Source organism: Phenylobacterium sp. (assembly GCF_041913825.1).
Taxonomy (GTDB): domain Bacteria; phylum Pseudomonadota; class Alphaproteobacteria; order Caulobacterales; family Caulobacteraceae; genus Phenylobacterium.
This window is the reverse complement of the sequence record NZ_JAYSEO010000006.1, coordinates 171498-193528: the sequence shown is the minus strand read 5'-3', so window position 1 is coordinate 193528 and position 22031 is coordinate 171498. Positions and strand designations below refer to the sequence as shown.

25 protein-coding genes are annotated in these 22031 nt (G+C 71.7%); 12 read left to right on the top strand and 13 right to left on the bottom strand.

Annotated elements, in window-relative coordinates; all coding sequences use genetic code 11:
• The first annotated feature begins 47 nt into the window (after nt 1–47).
• Nucleotides 48–1766 carry a hypothetical protein gene (locus tag ACE3Q8_RS06885; RefSeq protein ID WP_374469512.1) on the top strand — a complete coding sequence of 573 codons (1719 nt, stop codon included), beginning with the start codon at nt 48–50 and terminating at the stop codon, nt 1764–1766.
• On the opposite strand, the gene pseC is transcribed toward ACE3Q8_RS06885, so the two are convergent.
• Entirely contained in the window at nt 1763–2911 is a 1149-nt protein-coding gene (gene pseC, locus ACE3Q8_RS06880; protein ID WP_374469511.1) for a UDP-4-amino-4,6-dideoxy-N-acetyl-beta-L-altrosamine transaminase, read from the bottom strand. The genes ACE3Q8_RS06885 and pseC overlap by 4 nt on opposite strands.
• Complete coding sequence (gene pseB / locus ACE3Q8_RS06875; RefSeq protein ID WP_374469510.1) at nt 2911–3963, bottom strand: UDP-N-acetylglucosamine 4,6-dehydratase (inverting); 1053 nt, start codon at nt 3961–3963, stop codon at nt 2911–2913. Before pseB ends, pseC begins: the two co-directional genes overlap by 1 nt.
• A gap of 91 nt (nt 3964–4054) precedes the next feature.
• Between pseB and ACE3Q8_RS06870 the strand changes: the two genes are divergently transcribed.
• On the top strand, nt 4055–4468 hold the full coding sequence (locus ACE3Q8_RS06870; RefSeq protein ID WP_374469509.1) for a Tat pathway signal protein: 414 nt from the start codon (nt 4055–4057) through the stop codon (nt 4466–4468).
• A 15-nt stretch (nt 4469–4483) separates the two neighbouring features.
• Here ACE3Q8_RS06870 and ACE3Q8_RS06865 read toward each other — a convergent pair whose 3' ends face one another.
• The 3 genes from ACE3Q8_RS06865 to ACE3Q8_RS06855 are packed head-to-tail and all read right to left on the bottom strand — an operon-like array spanning nt 4484 to nt 6248.
• Nucleotides 4484–5260: an SDR family oxidoreductase gene (locus ACE3Q8_RS06865; protein WP_374469508.1), complete on the bottom strand. Its 777-nt coding sequence runs from the start codon at nt 5258–5260 to the stop codon at nt 4484–4486.
• A gap of 23 nt (nt 5261–5283) precedes the next feature.
• Nucleotides 5284–5589, bottom strand: coding sequence for a 4a-hydroxytetrahydrobiopterin dehydratase (locus tag ACE3Q8_RS06860; protein ID WP_374469507.1), 306 nt, complete (start codon nt 5587–5589; stop codon nt 5284–5286).
• Complete coding sequence (locus tag ACE3Q8_RS06855; protein ID WP_374469506.1) at nt 5586–6248, bottom strand: HAD-IA family hydrolase; 663 nt, start codon at nt 6246–6248, stop codon at nt 5586–5588. The genes ACE3Q8_RS06860 and ACE3Q8_RS06855 overlap by 4 nt, the downstream gene beginning before the upstream one ends.
• Nucleotides 6249–6335: 87 nt before the next feature.
• Here ACE3Q8_RS06855 and ACE3Q8_RS06850 point away from each other — a divergent pair, with 87 nt between their 5' ends.
• Genes ACE3Q8_RS06850 through ACE3Q8_RS06840 form a run of 3 tightly spaced genes read left to right on the top strand, consistent with a single transcriptional unit; the run spans nt 6336 to nt 7807 of the window.
• Complete coding sequence (locus tag ACE3Q8_RS06850; RefSeq protein WP_374469531.1) at nt 6336–6686, top strand: DUF3147 family protein; 351 nt, start codon at nt 6336–6338, stop codon at nt 6684–6686.
• A complete protein-coding gene (locus ACE3Q8_RS06845) occupies nt 6683–7051 on the top strand; it encodes a hypothetical protein (RefSeq protein ID WP_374469505.1) in 369 nt (122 codons plus the stop codon). The genes ACE3Q8_RS06850 and ACE3Q8_RS06845 overlap by 4 nt, the downstream gene beginning before the upstream one ends.
• Before the next feature lie 21 nt (nt 7052–7072).
• Nucleotides 7073–7807 (top strand): hypothetical protein, encoded by a 735-nt coding sequence (locus ACE3Q8_RS06840; protein ID WP_374469504.1) that lies wholly within the window; start codon nt 7073–7075, stop codon nt 7805–7807.
• A gap of 1 nt (nt 7808) precedes the next feature.
• Here the strand turns inward: ACE3Q8_RS06840 and ACE3Q8_RS06835 are convergent, their stop codons facing one another.
• Entirely contained in the window at nt 7809–9368 is a 1560-nt protein-coding gene (locus tag ACE3Q8_RS06835) for an MFS transporter (RefSeq protein WP_374469503.1), read from the bottom strand.
• Nucleotides 9369–9498: 130 nt separating this feature from the next.
• On the opposite strand from ACE3Q8_RS06835, the gene ACE3Q8_RS06830 reads away from it, so the two are divergent.
• Together ACE3Q8_RS06830 and ACE3Q8_RS06825 are read left to right on the top strand one after the other, a co-directional pair.
• Nucleotides 9499–10242, top strand: a complete 744-nt coding sequence (locus ACE3Q8_RS06830; RefSeq protein WP_374469502.1) for a hypothetical protein — start codon at nt 9499–9501, stop codon at nt 10240–10242.
• The gene (locus ACE3Q8_RS06825; protein ID WP_374469501.1) at nt 10239–10988 is read left to right on the top strand and encodes a metallophosphoesterase family protein; all 750 of its coding nucleotides are present in this window, start codon (nt 10239–10241) and stop codon (nt 10986–10988) included. The genes ACE3Q8_RS06830 and ACE3Q8_RS06825 overlap by 4 nt, the downstream gene beginning before the upstream one ends.
• Here ACE3Q8_RS06825 and ACE3Q8_RS06820 read toward each other — a convergent pair.
• Nucleotides 10978–11250, bottom strand: coding sequence for a hypothetical protein (locus tag ACE3Q8_RS06820; RefSeq protein WP_374469500.1), 273 nt, complete (start codon nt 11248–11250; stop codon nt 10978–10980). The genes ACE3Q8_RS06825 and ACE3Q8_RS06820 overlap by 11 nt on opposite strands.
• 193 nt (nt 11251–11443) lie before the next feature.
• Here ACE3Q8_RS06820 and ACE3Q8_RS06815 point away from each other — a divergent pair, with 193 nt between their 5' ends.
• From ACE3Q8_RS06815 to ACE3Q8_RS06800, 4 genes are all read left to right on the top strand, one after another.
• A complete protein-coding gene (locus ACE3Q8_RS06815; protein WP_374469499.1) occupies nt 11444–11695 on the top strand; it encodes a hypothetical protein in 252 nt (83 codons plus the stop codon).
• A 118-nt stretch (nt 11696–11813) separates the two neighbouring features.
• The gene (locus ACE3Q8_RS06810) at nt 11814–12890 is read left to right on the top strand and encodes a cupin domain-containing protein (protein ID WP_374469498.1); all 1077 of its coding nucleotides are present in this window, start codon (nt 11814–11816) and stop codon (nt 12888–12890) included.
• The gene (locus tag ACE3Q8_RS06805; RefSeq protein ID WP_374469497.1) at nt 12887–13762 is read left to right on the top strand and encodes a sucrase ferredoxin; all 876 of its coding nucleotides are present in this window, start codon (nt 12887–12889) and stop codon (nt 13760–13762) included. Before ACE3Q8_RS06810 ends, ACE3Q8_RS06805 begins: the two co-directional genes overlap by 4 nt.
• A 191-nt stretch (nt 13763–13953) precedes the next feature.
• Nucleotides 13954–14430, top strand: coding sequence for a chemotaxis protein CheW (locus ACE3Q8_RS06800; protein ID WP_374469496.1), 477 nt, complete (start codon nt 13954–13956; stop codon nt 14428–14430).
• A gap of 86 nt (nt 14431–14516) precedes the next feature.
• Here ACE3Q8_RS06800 and ACE3Q8_RS06795 read toward each other — a convergent pair whose 3' ends face one another.
• The 3 genes from ACE3Q8_RS06795 to ACE3Q8_RS06785 form a co-directional block, all read right to left on the bottom strand.
• Nucleotides 14517–14825 (bottom strand): DUF4387 domain-containing protein, encoded by a 309-nt coding sequence (locus tag ACE3Q8_RS06795; RefSeq protein WP_374469495.1) that lies wholly within the window; start codon nt 14823–14825, stop codon nt 14517–14519.
• The gene (locus ACE3Q8_RS06790) at nt 14825–16213 is read right to left on the bottom strand and encodes an acyclic terpene utilization AtuA family protein (protein ID WP_374469494.1); all 1389 of its coding nucleotides are present in this window, start codon (nt 16211–16213) and stop codon (nt 14825–14827) included. The genes ACE3Q8_RS06795 and ACE3Q8_RS06790 overlap by 1 nt, the downstream gene beginning before the upstream one ends.
• Before the next feature lie 79 nt (nt 16214–16292).
• Entirely contained in the window at nt 16293–17459 is a 1167-nt protein-coding gene (locus ACE3Q8_RS06785; protein ID WP_374469493.1) for a citrate/2-methylcitrate synthase, read from the bottom strand.
• Nucleotides 17460–17638: 179 nt separating this feature from the next.
• On the opposite strand from ACE3Q8_RS06785, the gene ACE3Q8_RS06780 reads away from it, so the two are divergent.
• Nucleotides 17639–18943: a CitMHS family transporter gene (locus ACE3Q8_RS06780; protein ID WP_374469492.1), complete on the top strand. Its 1305-nt coding sequence runs from the start codon at nt 17639–17641 to the stop codon at nt 18941–18943.
• A gap of 7 nt (nt 18944–18950) precedes the next feature.
• Here the strand turns inward: ACE3Q8_RS06780 and leuD are convergent, their stop codons facing one another.
• The 3 genes from leuD to ACE3Q8_RS06765 are packed head-to-tail and all read right to left on the bottom strand — an operon-like array spanning nt 18951 to nt 22004.
• Nucleotides 18951–19571, bottom strand: a complete 621-nt coding sequence (leuD, locus tag ACE3Q8_RS06775; RefSeq protein ID WP_374469491.1) for a 3-isopropylmalate dehydratase small subunit — start codon at nt 19569–19571, stop codon at nt 18951–18953.
• A 1-nt stretch (nt 19572) separates the two neighbouring features.
• On the bottom strand, nt 19573–20991 hold the full coding sequence (gene leuC, locus ACE3Q8_RS06770) for a 3-isopropylmalate dehydratase large subunit (protein WP_374469490.1): 1419 nt from the start codon (nt 20989–20991) through the stop codon (nt 19573–19575).
• Nucleotides 20988–22004, bottom strand: a complete 1017-nt coding sequence (locus tag ACE3Q8_RS06765) for a phosphoglycerate dehydrogenase (RefSeq protein ID WP_374469489.1) — start codon at nt 22002–22004, stop codon at nt 20988–20990. Before ACE3Q8_RS06765 ends, leuC begins: the two co-directional genes overlap by 4 nt.
• Nucleotides 22005–22031 lie beyond the last annotated feature (27 nt).

The window sequence follows — 22031 nt, the reverse complement described above, 5'->3', positions numbered from 1 at the left end:
TAAGGTTGTTCGGCGAGGGTGGTGCGTCCCCGGGGGTTGAGTAACAGATGGACGGCGCGCGCGTACATTTCGAGGTCTTCGTCCGCAGAAAGCCCGGCGCCGACTGGACGCTCGAGCTCGCGACGGAGAACCGCGCGACGGCGGTGTCGTCCGCCGAGCGGACATTCCAGGAGGGCGGCGTCCATTCGGTGAAGGTCACCAAGGAGACGCAGGACCCCGGCACCGGCCAGTTCCAGTCCGTCCAGATCCTCAACCTCGGCATGCCGGACCCGCTGTCAAAGCGACGCGCGGCGCCCGAGAACCTCGAGCCGCTCTGCGTCACGCCGCAGGACCTCTATACCCTCCACGCCCGCGACCGCATCGGGCGGCTGCTCGAAGCCTGGCTCAGCCGGCGGTCGGTGACGCCCTTCGAACTGCTGCACCGGCCGGACCTCGTCGAGCAGCTCGAGGCCTCGGGCAGCGACCTGCAGCACGCCATCCAGAAGATCGCGGTCCCCGAGGCGCAGGCCCGCGGCGGCAATGTCCACGAGATGATGCGCACCTTCCACGGGCTCGTGGAACGCGCCATCGACCGGCTGATGCGCGACTGGCGGGCGGGGCGCCTGCCGGACCTCGGCCGGGAGACCTTCGCCGGCGCTGCGGAGCGGCTGGCCCACGACCCCGACGGCGCCTACCAGTTGGGCTGCGGCGTCGCCATGAGCCTGGGCAAGGCCAAGGACTGGTCGGAGAAGCTCTCGCGGCTGATGGACTTCGCGGCCGCCGCGCCGCCCGCCGCGGGCCCGGCCCGCAAGCTCGCCATCTTGGTCCTGCAGCAGCCGATCGCCGAAATCCTGGAGTCCCGCGCCGGGCTCGAGGGCATCGTCGGCAAGACCGACAATCTCGGCGCCGCCCTCGCCGCGCTCACCCGCCTGGCCGCCGCCGACTCCGTCGAGATGCTGGTGAAGGTGGAGAAGTCGGTCGCCAAGGTCATGCCGGAGCTGTCTACCGAGGCCAAGCGGCTGGGCCGCTGGCTCGGGGGCGAGGACTTCCTCGAGGTGCGCACGGCGCTCGGCAAACGGATCCTGACGGAGCTGAACGGTCCGCGCCGGCTGGTGCCGGGCGACGCCGCCCGCGAGATCGAGGTGCTGCGCGCCCTCGCCATGTCGCTGACCGCCGCGGCCGGCAAGCTGCTGCCCCTGGAGGACGTGCAGGCGGCGTTCTCGCACCGCTCGAAGATGCTGGTCACCGGCGACTTCGTGGAGAGCTATCTCGGCCCCGGCCGCACGCCGCGCCAGGAGGCCGAGGCCCTGGTGTGGCTGGCGGAGAACGTCATCGGCCCGCAGAACAAGCGCAACGCCGCCCGCTGGCTGAAGGCGGTGATCGGCGCGCAACGCTTCGAGAAGGACGCCATGGGCGGCGTGGAGACGCCGCCGGTGCGGCTGTCGGCCTTGGCCGGCCTGCAACGCGCCTTGGGCCGCTGCGGCCTTGCGCCCGAGGACTCCGCGCCACTGCAGGAGCGGATCGGCGAGATCGGCGGGCGTATCGAGGCCGAGGCCCGGCTGATCGCCGCCCTGACCCGGGCCAACGCGCCCATCGTCCAGAAGCTGACCTTCCTGCTGCGGCTAGCGACCGGAGAGGCCGCGCCGCTCGGCCCCGCCGCCGACCGGGCCCGCACCGAGGCCATGCGCCTCGTCCGCGAGGACGCCGTGCGCGTGGAGCTGGCCAAGGCGCCCGAGCAGATGGCCGCCGTGCGCGACCTCGTGGAGAAGGCGGCCGTCGCCGCCTAGATCCCGAGGGCGGCGCCGAGCGCCTCCGCCACCGTTCGCACGTCGCCGTCCTGCATGCCCGGATAGAGCGGCAGCGACAGGCACCGGCCGTACCACGCCTCCGCGCCCGGCAGGGACAGCTCGCCATAGCGCTCCCGGTAGTAGGGCTGGCGGTGCACCGGGATGTAGTGGACCTGGCTGCCCACGCCGCGCGCCCGCAGGGCCTCCACGACGTCCAGGCGGCTGCGGCCAGCGCGCTCGAAGTCGATCAGCACGGTCATCAGGTGGAGGACGGGATCGCTCCAGGCCGGCTGCGCCGCCGGGCGCGCCACGGGCGCCAATGGGGCAAGCGCCTCCCGGTAGGCCGCCGACAGGGCGCGGCGACGGGTTGCGAACCTGTCGAGCTTGCGGAGCTGCGAAAGGCCGAGGGCGCAGAGGATGTCCGGCAGGCGATAGTTGAAGCCCGGCTCCGGCATCTCGTACCACCAGGGCTCGGCCCCCTCCGGACGCAACATCCCGTGGCTGCGCAGCGTCCGGAGCCGGGAGGCCAGAGCCGGGTCGTTGGTGGTGACCATGCCGCCCTCGCCCGTGGCGATGGTCTTCACCGGGTGGAAGGAGAAGGTGGCCATGGCGCTGTGGCGCACATCGCCGATGGTCTCCGTCGCTCCGCCGAAGTGCGTGGTCGTGCCGAGCGCGTGCGGCGCGTCCTCCACCAGCACCGCGCCCGCCTCACGCGCCACCGCCGCAAGGGCCGGGAGCTCGCAGGCGTCGCCCCGCAAGTGGACCGGCAGCACCGCCTTCACGGGCCCGTCGGCCCGGGCCAGGGCCTCGCGCAGGGTGGCCGGCGTCATCAGGCCGGTGTCGGGATCCACGTCCGCGAACACCACCTCGGCCCCGACGTAGCGGGCGCAGTTGGCGGTGGCCAGGAAGGTGATCGAGGGCGCCACCACCCGGTCGCCGGGACCGAGGCGCAGCGCAAGCATGGCGAGGTGCAAGGCCGCGGTGCCGTTGGCGCAGGCGATCGCGTGGGCCGCGCCCACACGCTCGGCGAAGGCGCGCTCGAACGCCTCCACCCTCGGCCCGGTGGTCAGGAAGTCGGCCCGCAGAGCCTCGGCCACCGCGGCGATGTCGTCGTCCTCGATGGTCTGTCGGCCGTAGGGCAGCATCAGTCGGTGGCCCGCCGGCGGCGCTGGACCGTGGCCGCCTGCCCCAGCATGCCGAGGAAGCTCTCCGGACTCAGCCACTCGTCGTTCGTGTCGGAGGCGTAGGAGAAGCCCTCGGCCAGGCGCCCGCCGTCCAGCGGCGCGCGGGTGTAGTCGGCGAAGGCCGGCTCGATGGCGTAGCGGTCCCCCAGGTCGACGGTGTCGCGCGCGTCGTCGGCCGAGATCATCATCTCATGCAGCTTCTCGCCCGGCCGGATGCCGATCACCTTGGTGGCCAGGCCGGGCGCCATGGCCGCAGCCATGTCCACGACCTTCATCGACGGGATCTTCGGCACGAAGATTTCGCCGCCCCGCATCATGGTCAGCGACGACAGGACGAAGTCGACGCCTTCGTCGAGGGTGATCAGGAACCGGGTCATCCGCGGATCGGTGATCGGCAGCTCCTTCACACCCTTTGCGATCAGCCGCTGGAACAGCGGCGCCACCGAGCCCCGCGAGCCCACCACATTGCCGTAGCGGACGACGGAGAAGCGGGTGCCGATGTCGCCGGAGAGATTGTTGGCGGCCACGAAGGTCTTGTCCGAGGCGAGCTTGGTGGCCCCGTAGAGGTTGATCGGGTTGCAGGCCTTGTCGGTGGAGAGCGCCACCACCTGCTTCACCCGATTGGTCAGGCAGGCCCAGACCACGTTCTCGGCGCCCAGCACGTTGGTGTGGATGCACTCCGAGGGATTGTACTCCGCCGCCGGCACCTGCTTCAGGGCCGCGGCGTGGATCACGACGTCGACGCCGCGCAGCGCCAGCGTCAGCCGCTCGCGGTCGCGCACGTCGCCGAGGAAGAACCGCATGCAGGCCAACCGCTCGGCGTCGAACCTGTCGGCGAGCTCGATCTGCATCTCGCTCTGCTTCAGCTCGTCCCGGGAGTAGACGATCAGCTTGCGGGGCCGGGCGCGGGTCAGCACCGTCTCGACAAACCGCCGGCCGAACGAGCCGGTGGCGCCTGTGACCAGGATGACCTTGCCGTCGAGGTCCAGGGTGGTCGGCGCAAAACGGCCCAAGCGGCGCTCCAGCAGCAGCGAATCTCTCGCGCGGCAGATTCGGACGTCGGGCGTAAAGAGAGCGCTAACCATAACCGGGCAGCTTCGCCGCATGCGCCGCCGCACCCTGCTCGCTCTATTGCTGACCGCCCTGCCCGGCGTGGCGGCCGCGTCGGGGAAGGACAGCGGCGAGGAGGGCGATCCGAAGAAGCGCTCGGGCGGGGCCAGCTACATCGTCGTCCAGACCCTGACGGCCACCACCAACAAGGGCGGCGGCCGGCGGGGCGTGTTCACCGTGGAATGCGGGCTGGACGTGCCCGACCCCGCGCTGCGGACCCGCGTCCAGCAGAGCCTGCCCAGGCTACGGGCGGCCTACAACCAGGTGGTCCAGAGCTATGCCGCCGGCCTGCCGCCGGCCACGGCCCCCAACGTCGATTTCCTCGCCCAGAACCTGCAGCGCCAGACCGACCTCGTGCTCGGCAAGCCGGGCGCGAAGCTGCTGCTGGGCGCGATCCTGGTGAACTGAGCGGCCGGCCGCCGCTCACATGGCGCTGATGCCGCCGTCCAGCTTCAGCTCGGCGCCGGTCATGAACCGGCTCTCGTCGGAGGCCAGGTAGAGCACCGCGTCGGCGATGTCCTTCGGCTGGCCGATCCGGCCGAGCGGCACCTGCCGGGCGAGCTTCGACTCCGCCTCCTCCTTGCCGAAGCGCTGGCGCAGCGGGTCCAGGATCGGGGTGTCGATGAAGGTTGGGTGGATCGAGTTGGAGCGCACGTCGAGGCCCTGCTTGGCGCAGTGCAGGGCGATGCCCTTCGACAGCAGCCAGACCGCCGCCTTCGAGGCGTTGTAGACGGGCGTGTTGTGGGCGGCGATCAGGCCGGCGATCGAGCTGATGTTGACGATCGAGCCGGGCTGGTTCTGGCGCAGGTACTTCAAGGCGTGCTTCGTGCCCAGGAAGACGGAGTCCACGTTGACGCTCATCACCAGCTTCCAGTCCTCGAAGCTGAGCTCCTCGATGTTGCCGCCGCGGCTGATGCCGGCGTTGTTCACGAGCACGCTGATCCCGCCCATGGCCTCGTCGGCCTCTTCGAGGGCGTAGATCCACTGGTCCTCTTTGGTCACGTCGAGCGGGAAGGAGAAGGCGGTCCCCTCCCCGTGCGCGGCGTTGATCTCGGCGGCCACCGCCGCCGCGCCCGCGGCGTTGATGTCGGCCACCGTCACCTTGGCGCCTTCGTCGGCGAGCCGGGCGGCCATGGCCGCGCCCAGCCCCTGCGCCCCGCCGCTGATGAAGGCCTTCTTGCCCGCGACCCGTCCCGCCATGCCGTGCTCCCTTGCTTCCTGGTCTATTCGCCGCCGAGCGTGCGGGCCGCCTCGTCCATGAAGGTGGCGAGCTGCACGTCGAGTCCGGTCACCCCGTCGGCGTCGTGGGTGGCCAGCAGCACCTCGACCCGGTTGTAGACGTTGAACCACTCCGGGTGGTGGTCGAGCTTGTCGGCCATCAGGGCGACGCGGGTCATGAAGCCGAAGGCCGCGTTGAAGTCGGCGAAGCGGAAGGTCCGCTGGATCGCGTCGCGCTCGCCGTCCACGGCGCGCCAGGCCGGTAGCGACTTCAGCGCCTCCGCGGCGCCGATCTTGGCGGGACGGTTCATGCGTCTTCCTCTGCGGAGAAGGTGAGGCCGGTGGCGGCGGAGAGCTCCGCCAGGGTCTGGTCGACGTCCACCACCTTGATGGCCTTCATGCCGAGCTGGGCGGCCGGTTTGCAGTTGATGCCCAGGTCGTCGAGGTAGACGCAGGCCGCCGGCTCCACCGCCAGCAGCTCGCACATCATCTGGTAGATCCTCGGATCTGGCTTGCGGACGCCGGCCTTCGAGCTCTCGATGATCGAGTCGAACAGCGGCATCACCTGGGCCATGGCCCCCGCCATCCGCTGGCCCTCGGCTTGGCCGGGGCTGTGCTCGGAGGCCACGTTGTTGGTGATGCACCCCACCTTGAAGCCGGCCGCCTTGCAGGCCTTCAGCGCCGCCACCATGCGCGGCCGGAGCCGGCCCGACAGCAGCGGCAGGACGTCGGCGCCGCGGACCGGGTGGCCGAGCGCCGTGGCCTCCTCCAGGAACAGGGCGTCGAAGCGGGCGGCGTCGATCTCGTTGCGTTCGAACAGGGCCCAGGCGTTGTGGTCGGGGTTGGTGGCGTTGACCCGCCGGATCAGGTCCCGCGGAAGGCCCCTCTCCTCCTCGTAGCGGTTGAACGCCTCGAACGGCGAGGAGGTGAACACCCCGCCGAAGTCCCAGATCACCGCCTCGATGGCCATACGCCGCGCACTCCCTTGGTGGCGGCGGACGCTAGTGAGCGGCGCTGGCCGGTGCAAGCGCGCTGGGCGATCTGCTATCGCAGGGTCATGCTCTACCTGCTCGCCAAGGCCGCCCTGTCCGGCGCGATCATCGCCGCCATCGCCGAGATCGGCCGGCGGAGCCCCGGTTTCGCAGCGCTCGTCGCATCCCTGCCGCTGGTCTCGATCCTCGGCATGATCTGGCTGTGGCGCGACACCCGCGAGCCCGAGCGGCTGGCCGCCCACGCCGAGGCCACCTTCTGGTTCGTGCTGCCGTCGCTGCCGATGTTCCTGGCCGTCCCGGCCCTGCTGCGGCGGGGCGCACCCTTCTGGCCCGCCCTGGCCGCCGGCTGCGTGCTCACCGTCGGCCTCTACTTCGCGATGCTCTGGGCCGCCCCGCGGCTGGGGCTGAAGCTGTGAGCCTGAACCCCGCGCGGCTGCCGCGACCGCTCCGTCTCGCCGCCTTCGCCGTGGCGGTGGCGGTGCTGCTGTGGCTCTGCCTCGCGCCCATGGACACCCTGCCGCAACCGCAGAACCTGGGCGACAAGGCCGAGCACGCCATCGCGTGGTTCGTGCTGACCGCGCTGGGCGTGATCCTCTCGCCGCGCCGGTGGCGCGGGGTGGCGCTGTTCGCGCTCGCGCTGGGGGCGGGGATCGAGGTGCTGCAGGGCGGGCTGGGGTTCGGCCGCCAGGCGGACTGGCGCGACCTGCTGGCGGATGGGCTCGGGATCGGCGCAGCCCTGCTGGTCCTCGTCCCAGTGCGCCGCCGCCTCGACCCGGCCTGAGCCGCCGCCTATCCTGCCGACATGACCGCGCGTCCGTTCATCTATCTGGCGGCCCCCTGCTTCGGCGGCCAGGTGAACCTGTTCTTCATGCAGTCGGTCCTGCGGCTGCAGGAGGCCTGCGAAGCCCGCGGCGTCGGCCTGCACGTGGAGCTCCTGCCCAGCGATCCGCTGATCACCCGCGCCCGCAGCCGGCTCGCGGCCAGCTTCCTGGCCCACGCCGAGGCCACCCACCTGCTGTTCGTGGACGCCGACATCGGCTTCGCGCCCGAGAACGCCTTCCGCCTGCTGGACTCCGGCCGCGAGGTGGTGGCGGCCGTCTGCCCCCTGAAGCACATCGACTGGGAGAAGGCGCGCGCCGCGGCAAGGGCCGGCGTCGAGGACCTGCAGGCCGCGGCCATCGGCTACGTGGTGCGCTTCATCGCGACGCCGGACCATTCGGTGGAGGTGCACGACGGCATCGCGCGTGTGGCCTACGGCGGCACCGGCTTCCTGATGATCGCCCGCGGCGCCCTGCAGCGCATCGCGGACGCCCACCCCGAGCTGAACGCGGTGCTGGACGACGGCTCGCCCGCCGTCATGGTCTTCGACACCCTGCTGGAGCCGGAGACCGGCGAGTACCTCTCGGAGGACTACGCCTTCTGCCGCCGCTGGCGGGATCTCGGCGGCGAGATCTGGGCCGACCTGGAGGCGCGCCTGACCCACGTGGGGCACGCCGCCTATACGGGCAGCGTGCTCCAGGCTATGCGATCCCGCTGACCTATTCGGCCGGCGCCACCGCGACGCCGCCGGTGGCGGGCGGCGTGCCCTGCGCCGCGACCGTCATCGCCTCCGCCCGACGCTTGGCCAGCGCCTCGCGCGTCACCTCGTAGGCCTGCCGGTCGATGCGGTAGCGGCCGTAGCACCAGGCGGCGATCAGGCCAGGGACGGCCGCCAGCAGCCCGTCCCAGAGCGCCAGATTGTTGAGGATCTCCGGGGCCACCTGGCCGGGCTGCGCCCGGTCCGGGAAGGCGATCAGCGCGATCACGAACCCGGCCAGCGCCGTGCCGATCGCCTGGTCGAGCTTCGCCGCAAGCGCGCGGGTGGAGTAGAGGATGCCCTCCTGCCGCACGCCGTACTTCAGCTCGTTCTCGTCGGCGATGTCGGCCAAGGCCGACATGATGCTGATCTGCAGCACGCTGACCGCGGCATAGGCGAAGGTGGCGAAGGCGATGAGGATCGCGAGCAGGCCCGGCGTGTCCGGACCGAGCACGCCCATCTGCCCCAGCACGATGGGGATGGTCGGGATCACCGCATAGGCGACGGCCGACCAGATGGCGGTGGCCTTCTTGTCGAACCGCCCGTGCATGCGCGCGGCGAAGGCGAAGGCGGTGGCGTAGCCCAGGAAGCTGCCGATGATGAACAGCCGCATGTCGCTGGAAGAGATCTCCCAGTAGTAGCTGTAGGTGTAGATCCTGAGGCCCTCCCGAAGCCCCAGCATCATCGACAGGAAGAAGTAGCCGGCCAGCAGCCAGACGTAGTTCACGTTGGTCAGCGCCTTGCCGATGTCCTTGAAGAACTCCGCGGGGCTGAACTTCGGCGTGTCGGCGGCGGGCTTCGGCAGGTAGGGAATCCGGTCGCGGGTGAACCAGGCCGAGGCGAACAGCACGGCGATCACCACCACCGCCATGGTCGCGGCGAACTCGTTCCAGGGCTCCGGGTTCAGCAGGCCGTTGTGGAATTCCTCCGTCTTCGGGAAGAAGAAGGTGAGCGCCACATAGGTCATGCCGGCCCCGCCGGCCCAGGTGAAGAAGCTGTTGTAGGCCATCACCTTGGAGCGCTCGACGTAGTTCGGCGACAGCTCCCCGCCCAGCGCAAGGTGCGGCGTGTGGAAGAAGGTCATCACCTGCCGCAGCACCGAGACGGTGACGCCGCACCAGACCGCCAGGCCGAGCTCGCCCAGGGACGCCGGCGGACTGAAGATGGCGAAGAAGGCGAGCGCGATCGGGATCGGCGCGGCGAACATCCAGGGATGCCGGCGACCCCACTTGGACTTGGTTCGGTCCGACCAGGAGCCGACGATCGGCTCGGTGAGGCCGTCGAACACCAGGCTGGCGGAGATCGCCAGGCCCACCCAGGCGGCGTTCACGCCCAGCACCTGATTGTAGAACAGCAGGGCGTAGCTGGTGACGGCGAAGAGCGCGATCGTCTCGGCGGCGCTGCCGATCCCGAAGGCCAGCTTGGTCTTCAGGCTGAGGCGCTCGGCCTCCGCAGGTGAGGCTTGGGCCACGTCGATGTCCTCCCACGCGCCGCTCTTGCCGGCGGCGCTTTGGGTCAGCAAAGACCCGTCCGCCTCGGCCGTCAATCGAAAGACGGGTATGGAGAAGGTCTTCGCGCGGCGCGGCGGGATCGAAGCGGCGTCACAGACATTCTAGGCTCGGCGAAGCTTCACCGGGGTCGCGAGGCGAGCGATGGACGAACGCACGGGTTCCGAAACCGAGGCCGGCGCCGCGCGGCAGGCGCTGGCGCGCGGCGTCTCGGCCGATCTGGACGCCATCTTCCGCCCCCCGCCTGAGGCTCCGCCGCCGCCCAGCGGGCGGGTGCGCGCCTTCGCCGGCCTGCGAGAGCCCGCCAGCCGCCAGGGCCGGATCGCGCGCTGGGGCGGGCTGGCCGCCGCCGCGCTGGCGGGTCTCGCGGTCGGCGCGGTGTTGATGGACCCGCGCGCGCCCGCAACCGCCGCCAAGCCCGTCCAGATCGCCCAGGCCGCGGCGACGCCCTCCCTCCCCGTGGTCGTGGCCGAGGCCCCGCGCCCCGCGCGGCCGCCGGCCGCCGACCTGCCGGCCCCGGTGTTCACGCCCGTGCCCGCCGCCCCGCAGGCCCGCCCCGCGGCGCCCGAGCGCGCCGGCGAGGCGAAGCCCGCCCGCGTGGTGAAGGCCAAGGCCAAGCGTCGGCCGGCGGCCGGACGCTGCGAGGGCCTGCGCGGCGACAATCGCGCCCGCTGCGCCTATCCGCAGGTGCTGGAGGCCGACCGCCGCCTGCGCCGCGCCTACGCCTCGGCGACGCGCGCCGGCGTCGCCCGCGCCAGCCTGGTCAGCTACCGCAACCGCTGGGCCAGCCTGCGCCACCGCGCGGATGACCAGCCGAGCCGGGTGATCGCCGCCTACAGCGATATGGCCCGCGACCTCGACAACCTGGCCCGGCGGGCCCGCTCGTGAGTCGCGGCGCCACCGAAGGCGAGCTGGTCTATGCGATCGGCGACGTGCACGGCTGCTACGAGGCGATGAAGGCGCTGCTGGCGCGCATCGCCGCCGATTCCGCCGAGCACGCCCGCGGCCGCCGGCCGATCCTGGTCTTCCTCGGCGACTATGTGGACCGCGGCCCTGACTCCGCGCGGGTGCTCGAGGCCCTGCTCTGGCTGCGCCGCCGGCCCGACCTGGAGGTGCGGCTGCTGAAGGGCAACCACGAGCAGGCCATGCTCGCGTTCCTCGAACGGCCGCAGGACGGCGGCGGCTGGCTCCGGTTCGGCGGGGTGGAGACCCTGGCGGCTTATGGCGTGGCCGCCCCCTCCGACCCCGCCGGCTACGGCCCGGCCCGCGACGAGCTCCTGGAGCGGATGCCGGCGTCGCACCTCTGGCTGCTGCAGCGGCTCGAGCTGATGCTCGCGGTGGGCGACTATGCCTTCGTGCACGCGGGCGTCCGGCCCGGCGCGGCCCTCGCCGCCCAGACGGAGGACGACCTGCTCTGGATCCGCCAGGCCTTCCTGGAAGCGCCCGGGCCGCACGAGAAGGTGATCGTCCACGGCCACACCTGGCTCGACGAGCGGCCGCAGCTCCACGACCACCGGATCGGCGTCGACACCGGGGTCTACGCCACCGGCGTGCTGACGGCGGTGCGGCTGGACGGCGACGAGCGGGCGGTGCTGCAGGCGAACACCCCGGCCGCCGCGCCGGTCACAGCCTAGAGCGCGCCTCGTCGGGCCGGCGCGCCGGCGGCTCCTCGAAGCCCTGGGCCGCGTCGTTGCGGAAATAGCCGCTCCAGTCGGGCTCGCCGCGCATCCGGCGCATGACGCGCAGCATCCTGGGACGGGTGAGCACGAAGGCCGCCCAAGCGCCCGTCAGGCCGAGCGTCACCAGCCAGTTGTGGAAGATCAGGGCCGAGACCACGAAGAGCAGCAGGGTCGTGACGGCGCAGAACAGGATGGCGCGGACGTCGCGCGGCCTCATGAGATCACCCCTTCCCGGTAAAGCCGATTCCGCCCTCTGTCGGCTGAACGACGAACCCCGCCTTTGCGTTGCACCCGATCGCGCGCCTTCATCGAACTGTCGGCGGATCGACTGATGATCCTGGGCGTTTCGCAGCATGGCGGTAGCGCCCGCGTCGGGCGGCGCGCAGCCGTTTTCTCTGAAGGACGGGGACATGAGCCAGGACGCACACTCCGACGACACCCCCCTGCTGCACGGCGTCGACGAGCCGGGCGGTCCCACCGCGGCCTACGAGGCCAAGGACCCGCACGACAGCGACGGAACGGATGGGGGCGACAGTGACGGCACGGACGGGGACAGCGACGGAACCGACGGGACCGACTCCGACGGGACCGACGGCATCGGCGGCGACAGCGACGGAACCGACGGCGACGGGACGGACGGCACGGACGGCGACGCCGCCTGACGCCCGGTCGCCGACCCTCTCCGGCCTGCTCGGGCCGGAGAGGGCGGCCACCTTCCTGGCCGGCTCCTTCGGGCGCGACGCCTGGCGGACCCGGATCGGCCCCGAGGCCGCGGCGGACTTGTTCGGCTGGCCGGAGCTGAACCGGGCCCTGGCCGAGCACCGGCTGACGCCCCCGAGGCTCCGCCTCGAGCGCGGCGGCGACTGGACGAAGGGGCTGTTCCGGTCCCGGCGCACCCGGCGCGGCGAGCTGATGCAGGACCTAGACCCCGCGGTCCTGACCGAGCGGCTGCGCGACGGGGCCACCCTGATCCTCGACGCGGCCAACGAACTCAGTCCGCCGCTGCAGGCGCTCTGCGCCGGACTGGCGGCCGACTTCGCCTGCTCGTCCCAGGCCAACCTCTACGCCTGCTGGGGCACGAGCCAGGGCTTCGATGTCCACTGGGACGACCACGACGTGCTGGTCATCCAGGTGGAGGGCCGCAAGCACTGGAGGCTCTATGGCGCGACCCGGCCCTCGCCGACGCGCAAGGACCTGCACGCCGAGCACCCGAAGCCCGCCGTGCCGATCGAGGAGCTGGTGCTCGAGCCCGGCGACATCCTCTACCTGCCGCGGGGCTACTGGCACGCCGCCGTGGGTCTCGGCGAGCCGACCCTGCACCTGACCGTGGGCCTGACCCGCAAGGCCGGCTCCGACTTCCTGCACTGGCTGGCCGACCACCTGCTCTCCGAGGCCGACGTGCGTGCCGACCTGCCGTTCGAGCAGGGGGACGCCGTGATGGGCGCGCACCTGTCGGGCCTGCTCGCGCGCGCCGCGACGCTCGACCCCGAGGCGCTGGGGCGGGCCTACCGCCGGCACGTGGAAGCGGCCCAGGCCCAGCGCCCGGAGCTCTCCTTCCCGCGGATCGGGCGGCCGGACGAGGCCTTCGGGCCGCAGACCCGCTTCACGCTCGCCGACGGCGCCGCCCGGGTCATCGAGGCGGAGTTGGGGGAGGTCGTGCTGAGCTGGCGGGGGACCGAGTTCCGCGTCGCCCATTCCCTGGCCGCGCCGCTGCGGGCGCTCGCCGAGCGCCGGATCCTGGCCTACGCGGACATCGAGGCGGCCCTGCCGGAGGATCAGCGGGACAAGCTGCCCGCCTTCCTCGGCGAGCTCGTCCGGCGCGGCGCGCTCGTGGTCCAGGGCAGGACGGGCGCGTGAGCTTCTGTTCGCGCGCCGACCTGTTGTCCGGGACCCCGGCCGCCGGCACCGGTGTCCGCGCCGAGGCGTACGTCTTCCTGCCGGTCCCGAAGCGGCTCTGGCGCGCCCAGGAGATGAACCCCGGCTGGGCGAGCACCGAGGAGCTGGCGGCGATCGCCGCGGCGCGGCGTGGAGGCGTGGTGACCCGCCTCTACAATCCCCCGAAGGCCCAGACGCCGCACGACCACGCCATCCTGCTGCACGCCGCGCCCGGCCGCACGGCGCCGGGCCTGCAGCCGCTGCTGGACGCGCTCGCCCACCGCTGGAAGCTCGAGCCGAACCCGGCGCCCCGGCTGGCGATCTGCACCCACGGCACCCGCGACCGCTGCTGCGCCAAGTGGGGCTTCGCGGCCTACAGCGCGGCTTTGAAACTGTTCCAGGCCGGCGGCTCCCCGTTCGAGCCCATCGAGTCCTCGCATCTCGGCGGTGACCGCTTCGCAGCCACGGGCATCTTCTTCCCGTCCGGGAGCATGTACGCCCACCTCGACAGCCTGGACCTCGCCGCCCTCACGGCCTCCGAAGCGGCGGGCCGGATCGAGCCCGCCCACTACCGTGGCCGGGTCTTCGAAGCCCCGCTGGCCCAGGTGGTCCGCGCCGGGCTGGCGCGGGAAGGCCTGCTGAACGACGCCTCCGCGCCACTACGCCTGCGGCGGGACCCGCCCGACGCCCCGCGCGTGACCGTCACCGCGGCCAACGGCCGGCGGTTCGAAGTCGACCTGGCCCAGGTGGAGGTGAGCTTCTTCGCCAGTTGCGACAAGCTCGCCGAGCACAAGCCGGCCGCCGGCCGCCGCACGGTGTACGCCGGCGCCCGGGTGCTGGACGCCGCCGGCTGAGCTTCCTCAACGCCATCAGAGTAATCCGGAAGCCAGGACGCAATCGGATATCCGGCTAATCGTTGCAGAGGCGGCGCATTTTCCCCGGACGAAGGTAACTGTTCCTCAATGGCGAAGCGCAGATCGTTAGGCGAAGCAGGGACTTACTGTCCGTCGCCGGCCGATGGCGGTCGAGGACTGGAGGAATTCGGATGAATGCGGTGCTGACCCCCGGCGCCAGCCGTGAGCTGATCTCGATCCAGGTGGGCCAGCAGCTCTTCGCGCTGGACATCATGAAGGTGCGCGAGATCCGCGGCTGGACGGCGTCCACGCCCCTGCCCCATTCGCCCGCCTATGTGCTCGGTATGATCAACCTGCGCGGCACGGTGCTGCCGGTGCTCGACCTGTCCTGCCGCCTGGGCCTGCCGCCGCGCAGCCCGGACGCCTCGTCGGTGGTCGTGGTGGCCGAGCTCGCCGGCCGTCCGGTCGGCCTACTGGTGGACGCCGTCTGCGACATCATCACGGTCGACTCCGCCCAGATCCAGGCCGCCCCGGAGCTCGGCGGCGGCGACACCGACTTCGTGCGCGGCGTGATCACCCTGGGCGACGACATCGTCACCCTGCTGGACCTCGACACCGCCCTGCCCGAAATGGCTCTCGAGGCCGCGCCCATGGCCGAGGTGGCCTGACCGCGCGCGCCCGGGCCGCGCCCGGCGGGGACGGCGCCAGGCGAGATCGCGCGGTGGCGCGATCCACCTCGCCCTGATGGGCCGGATCAGTCCAGCTCGAGGTCCAGCAGGCGCACGAACTGCTGGCCCGCGTGCAGGTCGCGCTCGACGACGCCACCCTGCGGCGACTTCCGCGGGTAGGAGATCTTGATCATCTCCAGGTTCTCGACCGGGAAGCGCTTCACCAGCGCTGGATCGACACCGAAGACCTTGCCGATCGCCTGGGCCCCGAGCGCCGGCCGGTCCGCGTAGCGGCGGAAGCTCTCCGGACCGTCGAAGAAGATGTCCACGGTCACCCAGAAGGGGCCGGCGTTCTTGGACCGCACGTCGCGGGTGACGTCACGCAGCAGGGTCATCAGGCGGCCTCCGAACCGGTCAGGTCGACGAATTCCATACGCACCAGCTCGGTCGGGCTCTCCGTCGCGACCACGTGGTTAAGCTTGAACTCGTAGACCGGGCCCCGCTCGATGTCGGCCGGCGAGAAGGCGAAGGCGTAGCTCGGCAGCTCCTTCTCGGGGTTGATCGGGAAGTGGAAGAAGTAGGGATTGCAGGACTTGGCGATCTCGGTGGCCAGCTTCTGCGTCGGCGCGGTGATGACGCAGAGCACGCCCACCTCGCGGGGCGGCGGGGTGCCGTCGGGCACGGGCTCGCCGTCCACGGCGTTCCAGCCGTAGAGCCGAAGCGAGATCGACCAGGTGTCCGGATCGGCGTCGACGGTGCGGCGCGCACGCTCGGTCAGGGCCGCAAGCATCCTGTCGTGGAACACGTCGAGCTGGCGCAGCACCTCGGGGTCGCGGATGCCGATCAGCATGATGGTCTGGTAGGGCCCCACCGCCGCGCCCTCGAGCTTCATGGTGTAGGGCCGCGGCTCCCATCGCGAGCCGGTGACCCGCACCCAGTGTTCGTCGAGCTGCTCATAGCGGGCCGCGGTGACGTCCAGCACGCCGCCAGGCTCCACCAGCCGGAACGGATCGCTGTTCTCGTAGAGCATGTGGGCCGAGACGCTGTGTGGCGTGCACAGGTTGCCGGGGTTCAGCGGCGCCACGTCGAAGAAGTCGGCCCCGACCCGGAACATCACCCCCGAGCCCATGCGCCTGGCGGCGCACTGGGCGCCGCATTCGGTGACCTTGCCGGCGTGCCAGGCCGGCGCGACGCCCATACCCTTCCACAGCGGATAAGCGGCGAGCACGGCGGTGTCCGTCGTGCGGCCGCCCAGGATGATGTCGGCGCCCGCCTCCAGCGCCTGGATGTAGGGCTCCGGCCCCATGGCGGCGACGATGTGGTCGCAGGAGTCGAGGGTGGCGTCGTCCAGCGGGCCCAGCGGAGCCAGGGCGGTGATCGCGCCGGCCGCGTTCTTCGCCTTCAGGACCGCGGGATCCTGCTCGCTGTAGAGGACGGCGATGCGCGGGTTCAGGCCCTGCTCGCGGGCGATCTCCACCACGATGTCGCGCGTCCAGTCGACGTTCAGGTCACCGCCCGCCTGGCCGCTGGAGCCGATCAGGATCGGCACGCCGTGGCGCGCCTGGGCCCGCATCAGGATCTCGAGATCACGCTTCACGGCGCCGCGGTTGTTCTTGGACATGCCGAGCGCAAGGTAGGCGGCGCCGCTGTCGGTGGAGCCTGCGTCGGAGGCGATGGCCTGTGCCCCGGCCGCGAGGCCGAACTCCACCTCGTCCTCGCGCGCTCCGGCGCCGAGGGAGCCCACGGGCACCAGCACGGTCACAGTGTCGGTCGTCGCGGTCATGTTCCCTCCCTGGCCGAGGGTTCATATCCGCCCGGGAACACTCGTCGTCAATATTGACGCGAAGCGTACATATATTTGGTCAGGGCAAGGGGCCGACGTAGACCGTCCTCGGCCGCACCGTGTCACGGGTGAGGTATTGCTCCATGGCGTGCGCGATCCAGCCCGCCATCCGCGGGAGCTGATAGATCACTCCGCCCTGCGACTTCAGCCCAATCCGTTCGGCCACGAAGCTGAGCGGGAAGGCGAGCGCCGGCTCCAGCTCGGTGGCGTCGCGCGCCACCTGGATGGCGCGCTGCAGGCGCTGGAACGCCGGGTCGTCACCGACGGCGGCCTCCAACGCGGCGAGCAAAGCCCGGGCGCGCGGATCTCCCGCCGGATACTGGCTCGAGCCGAAGCCCGGCAACGAGGCCCCTTCCCGGAGCGGCCGGAGGATCGCCGCCTCGGGATCGGACCCGTGCAGCACTTCGTCCAGCAGGCGTCCAAGGCTCTCGGCGCGGCCGAACATCAGTCGCCGCCCGAAGGTGGAGGCCAGGCCGACGAGGACGATCTGGTGGGCGGTGACGCCCGTGTTGGCCAGGGCCCGCACGGCGTAGGTGCTGGGGTCGAGCTCATGGTCGGCGGCGAGCACGAACAGCCGCCGCAGGACGTCCTCGTACACCTGTGGCGCGCCGAGGCCGGCGATCACCGCCTGGTGGAGGGGCCGGTCGTCGGCCGGGTCGAACCCCGCGATCAGATGACCGAACCAGCGCATCAGTTCCGCCCCGGCCCGGGCGTAGCCGGCATGGCTGAGGTCGAAGGCTCGCGGGTTGCCGCGCTCCAGGAGGGGCAGAAGGGTGAGCGCCCGATCGTGCACCGTCGCCCCGGCCAGCGCCGCCTCTGTGCGGCGGTAGAGCTCGCTGATCCGCAGGTTCACCGCCCCGAAGGTCGCCTCGTGCGGCATGTTCCAGAGGATCGCGCACACCTCTTCCAGGGTGTGGTCCTCCGCGAGGGCGACGGCGCTCTGGCCCCGGTAGAAGTGCCCGCCCTCGGTGATCAGGGTGATGGTGGAGCGCGGCGCCAGCACGTCCTCGGACGCCGCCGCCGGCGCGCCCTTCAGCCGCTCGATATCCTCGCGCCAGTAGCGGCGCGTGCGCGACCCGGGCGCCTTCTGGGTGCGGATCTGCTTGCGGCTTACATAGGCGTAGAGCGTGGTGACGCTCACGCCCAGCTCCCGCGCCGCCTCTTCTGCCGTCAGGTACAAGCTCATCCCCTCTTCCCCGCACGCCGGAAGGCCGGCTCCGTCGCGGGGCTCGTCCGATCATTGCTAGCCGCTTCGCGCACGCCTGTCCTCTCCCGCTCTACAGCATGACGATTTTCGTCAATATTGACGCGCTGCGCCTCATGCCACAGTGAAGATCGGAGACGCACGGCCGAGGAGCTCGCCGCTTGAACCTCTCCCTCCTGGGCTTCGCGGCCCTGGCCACCTTCCTGGCGCTCGTGCTCACGAAGCGGCTCTCGGCCGCTGCGGCGCTGATCCTGGTGCCGGTCGCCTTCGGCGTGCTCGCCGGCTTCGGCGCCGGCCTGGGCGACATGATGCTGAAGGGGGTCGGCGAGGTCGCGCCCACGGCGCTGATGCTGGTCTTCGCCCTGCTCTACTTCGCGGTGATGATCGAGGCCGGTCTTTTCGAGCCGCTGGTGCGCACGGTGCTCCGGGTGGCGGGCGACGACCCGGTGCGCGTGGTGATGGGGACTGCGCTGCTGGCCATGCTGGTGTCGCTGGACGGTGACGGGGCGACCACCGCCCTGGTGACCATCTCGGCCATGTACCCCGTCTACCGCCGCCTTGGCCTCAATCCGCTGATCCTGGCGACCCTGCTCGGCCTCTCCAATACCCTGATGAACTGGCTGCCCTGGGGGGGCCCGTCGGCGCGGGCGGCGACGGCGCTGCGCGTCCCGGTCATGGACGTGGTGGGACCGCTGCTGCCGGCGCTCGGCCTTTCGCTCCTGGCGGTGCTAGGGCTGGCCTACGCCTTCGGCCGGATGGAGCGCCGCCGCCTCGCCGACGCCACGGAGCAGGGGCGTCGGTCCCTGGCCGAGGACGCCGCGGACGAGACCCCCGCCGCCCCCAAGGAGACCCGGAACCTCTGGCTGAACCTGGCGCTGACCGTCGGCCTGATCGTCGGCATGGTCACCCAGATCGCCCCGTTGCCGGCCCTGGTGATGAGCGCCTTCGCCATCGCGGTGACCCTGAACTTTCCCAAGCTGTCGGAACAGAAGGCCAGGCTGGCGAACCACGGCGAGACGGTGCTGATGATGGTCTCGCTGATCTTCGGGGCCGGCGCCTTCACGGGCATCCTGTCCGGAACGGGCATGATCGACGCCATGGCGGGCAGCCTGGTGTCGGCGGTGCCGCCGGCGCTCGGTCCGTTGATGGGGCCGATCACTGCGCTGCTCAGCATGCCGCTGCTGATGTTCATGTCGAACGACGCCTTCTTCTTCGGCGTGGTCCCGGTCCTGGGCGCGGCGGGCGCCGCCTACGGCGTGCCGCCGGAGGTAATCGCCCGGGCATCGCTCATGGGCATGCCGCTGCACGGCCTGAGCCCGTTCATCGCGCCGATCTACCTGGTCGCCAGCCTGATCCGGGCCGATGTGGGCGACATGCAGCGCTTCGGCCTGCCCTGGGCGATCCTGCTCAGCCTTTTCGCGCTCAGCGCGGCCATGCTCACCGGGGCGGTCTCCGTCCCGGCCTGACGGCGGTTCAGCGCCGCGGCTCCGGCCGCAGCCACGGCTGTTCGGCGAAGTGCCGGGCCTCGAAGGCGCGGATCTCGCCGGCCCGCTGCAGCGCCATCCCCACCGCGTCCAGCCCTTCCAGCAGGGCCTGACGACGGCCCGGCTCGATCTCGAACGGCACGGTCAGGCCGTCGGCCACGATCACCTGCGCCTCGAGGTCGACCGTCATCAGCGCCGAGCCGGCCTGCGCCGCCCGGGCCGACAGCGCCTCCACGGCGGGCGCCTCTAAGGTCACCGCCAGCAGGCCATTGCGGGCGCAGTTGTCGAAGAAGATGCCAGCGAAGCTGGCGCCGATGAGCGCCCGGACGCCGAGTTGGGAGAGCCCCCAGACCGCATGCTCGCGGCTGGAGCCGCAGCCGAAGTTCGGCCCGACCACCAGGAAGGCGGCCTCAGTCCAGGGCGGCTGGTTCAGCACGAAGCCCGGCCTGGACGCCCCGTCGGCGTCGAAGCGCAGGTGATGGAACACCCCGCGGTCGAGGCCACCCCGGTCGATGCCCTTCAGGAACTGCTTGGGCATGATCACGTCGGTGTCGACGTTCGCGGCGGGCAGGGCGGCGGCGATCCCTGTCACCTGGCGGAACGGCTGCATGTCAGACTCCGAGCCGGCGCACGTCGGCGAGGTGGCCACAGACGGCCGCGGCGGCGACCATGGCGGGGCTCATCAGATGGGTGCGGCCGCCGGCGCCCTGGCGGCCCTCGAAGTTGCGGTTGGTGCTGGAAGCGCAGCGCTCGCCCGCAGCCAGGACGTCATCGTTCATCGCCAGGCACATGGAGCAGCCGGATTGCCGCCACTCGAAACCGGCCTCGGCGAACACGCGGTCGAGGCCTTCCGCCTCGGCCTGCCGGCGCACGGCGCTGGAGCCCGGCACGACCATGGCGCGAACCCCGTAGGCGACGCGGCGCCCGCGCAGCACGGCGGCGGCTTCGCGCAGATCCTCGATCCGGGCGTTGGTGCACGAGCCGATGAAGGCGCGGTCGATGCGGATGTCCTGCAGCGGGGTGCCGGGCGTCAGCCCCATGTAGTCGAGCGCCCGCGCGACGTCCCGCCGGCGCGCGTCCGAGGCCTCTTGCGCCGGATCGGGCACGCTCGCCAGCACGGAAGCCGCCTGGTCCGGGCTGGTGCCCCAGGTGACCATGGGCTCCACGGACTGGGCGTCCAGGTGGACGGTCCGGTGGAACACGGCGTCGGGATCGCTGGCCAGCCGCAGCCAGCCTGCCGCCGCCCGCTCCCAGAGTTCGCCCGACGGCGCTCGGGGCTTGCCGCGCAGATAGGCCAGCACCCTCTCGTCCGGCGCGATGAGGGCGCCCCGCGCCCCGCACTCGACGGACATGTTGCAGATGGTCATCCGCCCCTCGACGCTGAGGGCGGAGATCGCCTCGCCGGCAAACTCGATCGCGTAGCCAGTGGCCCCGTCGGCGCCGATCCTGCCGATCAGCGACATCACGATATCCTTGGCGGCGACCCCCGTGGGCAGCCGGCCGGTGACCTCCACCCTGAGCGACTTGAGGCGGCGGTAGACGACCGTCGAGGTCGCCAGCATGTGCTCGATGTCGGACGTGCCGATCCCGAACCCCAGAGCGCCGAGGGCGCCGTAGGTGGTCGTGTGGCTGTCGCCGGCGGCGATCGCCATGCCCGGCAGCACGAACCCCAGCTCCGGCGCGACCACGTGCTCGATCCCCTGCAAAGGGTGCAGCACGTCGAACAGCTCGATCCCGAAATCGCGGCAGTTGCGCGCGAAATACGCCACCTGCTCCGCCCCACCCGCGTCGGGCATCGTCGCCGAGCGCGTCGGGGTGGTGGGGTTCACGTGATCGACCACGCCCAGCATAGAACGGGGGCTCCACACGGGACGGCCCGCCTCGCGCAGGCCGGTGAAGGCCTGCGGGCTGGTGTACTCGTTGAGCACGCTGCGATCGATGTAGAGCAGCACCGTGCCGCCAGCGCCGTCCAGGTCGGCCACGGTGTGGGCGTCGACCAGCTTGTCGTAGAGGGTGCGCGGCGGGGTCATTCCGCCGGAATCCCCACCCGCCCGTCCGCCACCACGCATTGCGTCGGCGCGTCGCGTCCGTCGAGGACCGCCACCACGCATTGCGAGGCGATCATGTTGGTGCGGTCGAGCCCCTCGCGGGTGGAGGCGCCGGCGTGCGGCGCGGCCACCACGTTGGGCAGGGCGATCAGCTCGTCGGTGACGGGCTGCATGTCGGGATCGCTCTCGCTCTCGAAAACGTCGAGCCCGGCGCCGCCGAGATGACCGGCCTTGAGGGCGGCGAGCAGATCCCGGTCCGAGACCAGCCCGCCGCGTGCGGTGTTGATGACGAACGCGCCCGGCTTCATCGCCGCGAGCGTCTCGGCCCGCAGCAGGTGGCGGGTGGCGGGCGTAAGCGGCGCATGGACGCTGACGTAATCGCTCTCGGCCAGCAGGGCCGGCAGGTCCACGAAGCTGACGCCGGTGCGCGCCGCATAGGCCGGGTCCGGGCGCGAACTGACCACCAGCACGCGCGCCTCGAAGCCACTCAGGCGCTGGACGAGGCTCCGCCCGATCCGGCCGAGGCCGATCACCCCGACTGTCTTCCGGTAAAGGTCGGTCCCCATGAGGATCGACCAGGAGCCGGCCCGCATCCGCGCCTGCGCCTCGCCGAAGCGCCGGCCGACGCTGATCATCATGCCGATCGCCTGGTCGGCCACCGAGGCGTCGTTGCCGCCCGCCGCGATCGTGACCACGCGGCCAAGGTCGCGGGCGGCCTGCAGGTCCACGCGCTCGTAGCCGACGCCGCGGCGGGAAACGATCTTCAGCTCCGGCAGGGCCGCCAGCAGCTCGCGGGTCACCCGGGCGTGCCCGACGATCCAGCCTTCGGCGCCCTGCAGCAGCGCCACCAGCTCGTCCTCGCTGAGATCGCCGTCGGCGCGGCCGGCCGGAAGCTCGGCGATAGCCACCTCACAGCCCGCACCGCGCAGGTAGGCGAGCGACGCCTCGTCGAAGAACCTCTGGGTGACCACCACCCGCCGTGCGCCCGTCGCCATGATCAAGGTCCTTCCCGGTTCTGTCCC

What these genes read in the sequence shown, in the direction of transcription:
- ACE3Q8_RS06885 (WP_374469512.1), top strand. Translation starts at nt 48, where the DNA reads ATGGACGGCGCGCGCGTACATTTCGAGGTCTTCGTCCGCAGAAAGCCC.
- pseC (WP_374469511.1), bottom strand. Translation starts at nt 2,911, where the DNA reads ATGCTGCCCTACGGCCGACAGACCATCGAGGACGACGACATCGCCGCG.
- ACE3Q8_RS06870 (WP_374469509.1), top strand. Translation starts at nt 4,055, where the DNA reads ATGCGCCGCCGCACCCTGCTCGCTCTATTGCTGACCGCCCTGCCCGGC.
- ACE3Q8_RS06865 (WP_374469508.1), bottom strand. Translation starts at nt 5,260, where the DNA reads ATGGCGGGACGGGTCGCGGGCAAGAAGGCCTTCATCAGCGGCGGGGCG.
- ACE3Q8_RS06860 (WP_374469507.1), bottom strand. Translation starts at nt 5,589, where the DNA reads ATGAACCGTCCCGCCAAGATCGGCGCCGCGGAGGCGCTGAAGTCGCTA.
- ACE3Q8_RS06855 (WP_374469506.1), bottom strand. Translation starts at nt 6,248, where the DNA reads ATGGCCATCGAGGCGGTGATCTGGGACTTCGGCGGGGTGTTCACCTCC.
- ACE3Q8_RS06850 (WP_374469531.1), top strand. Translation starts at nt 6,336, where the DNA reads ATGCTCTACCTGCTCGCCAAGGCCGCCCTGTCCGGCGCGATCATCGCC.
- ACE3Q8_RS06840 (WP_374469504.1), top strand. Translation starts at nt 7,073, where the DNA reads ATGACCGCGCGTCCGTTCATCTATCTGGCGGCCCCCTGCTTCGGCGGC.
- ACE3Q8_RS06830 (WP_374469502.1), top strand. Translation starts at nt 9,499, where the DNA reads ATGGACGAACGCACGGGTTCCGAAACCGAGGCCGGCGCCGCGCGGCAG.
- ACE3Q8_RS06820 (WP_374469500.1), bottom strand. Translation starts at nt 11,250, where the DNA reads ATGAGGCCGCGCGACGTCCGCGCCATCCTGTTCTGCGCCGTCACGACC.
- ACE3Q8_RS06815 (WP_374469499.1), top strand. Translation starts at nt 11,444, where the DNA reads ATGAGCCAGGACGCACACTCCGACGACACCCCCCTGCTGCACGGCGTC.
- ACE3Q8_RS06800 (WP_374469496.1), top strand. Translation starts at nt 13,954, where the DNA reads ATGAATGCGGTGCTGACCCCCGGCGCCAGCCGTGAGCTGATCTCGATC.
- ACE3Q8_RS06795 (WP_374469495.1), bottom strand. Translation starts at nt 14,825, where the DNA reads ATGACCCTGCTGCGTGACGTCACCCGCGACGTGCGGTCCAAGAACGCC.
- ACE3Q8_RS06790 (WP_374469494.1), bottom strand. Translation starts at nt 16,213, where the DNA reads ATGACCGCGACGACCGACACTGTGACCGTGCTGGTGCCCGTGGGCTCC.
- ACE3Q8_RS06785 (WP_374469493.1), bottom strand. Translation starts at nt 17,459, where the DNA reads ATGAGCTTGTACCTGACGGCAGAAGAGGCGGCGCGGGAGCTGGGCGTG.
- leuD (WP_374469491.1), bottom strand. Translation starts at nt 19,571, where the DNA reads ATGCAGCCGTTCCGCCAGGTGACAGGGATCGCCGCCGCCCTGCCCGCC.
- leuC (WP_374469490.1), bottom strand. Translation starts at nt 20,991, where the DNA reads ATGACCCCGCCGCGCACCCTCTACGACAAGCTGGTCGACGCCCACACC.
- ACE3Q8_RS06765 (WP_374469489.1), bottom strand. Translation starts at nt 22,004, where the DNA reads ATGGCGACGGGCGCACGGCGGGTGGTGGTCACCCAGAGGTTCTTCGAC.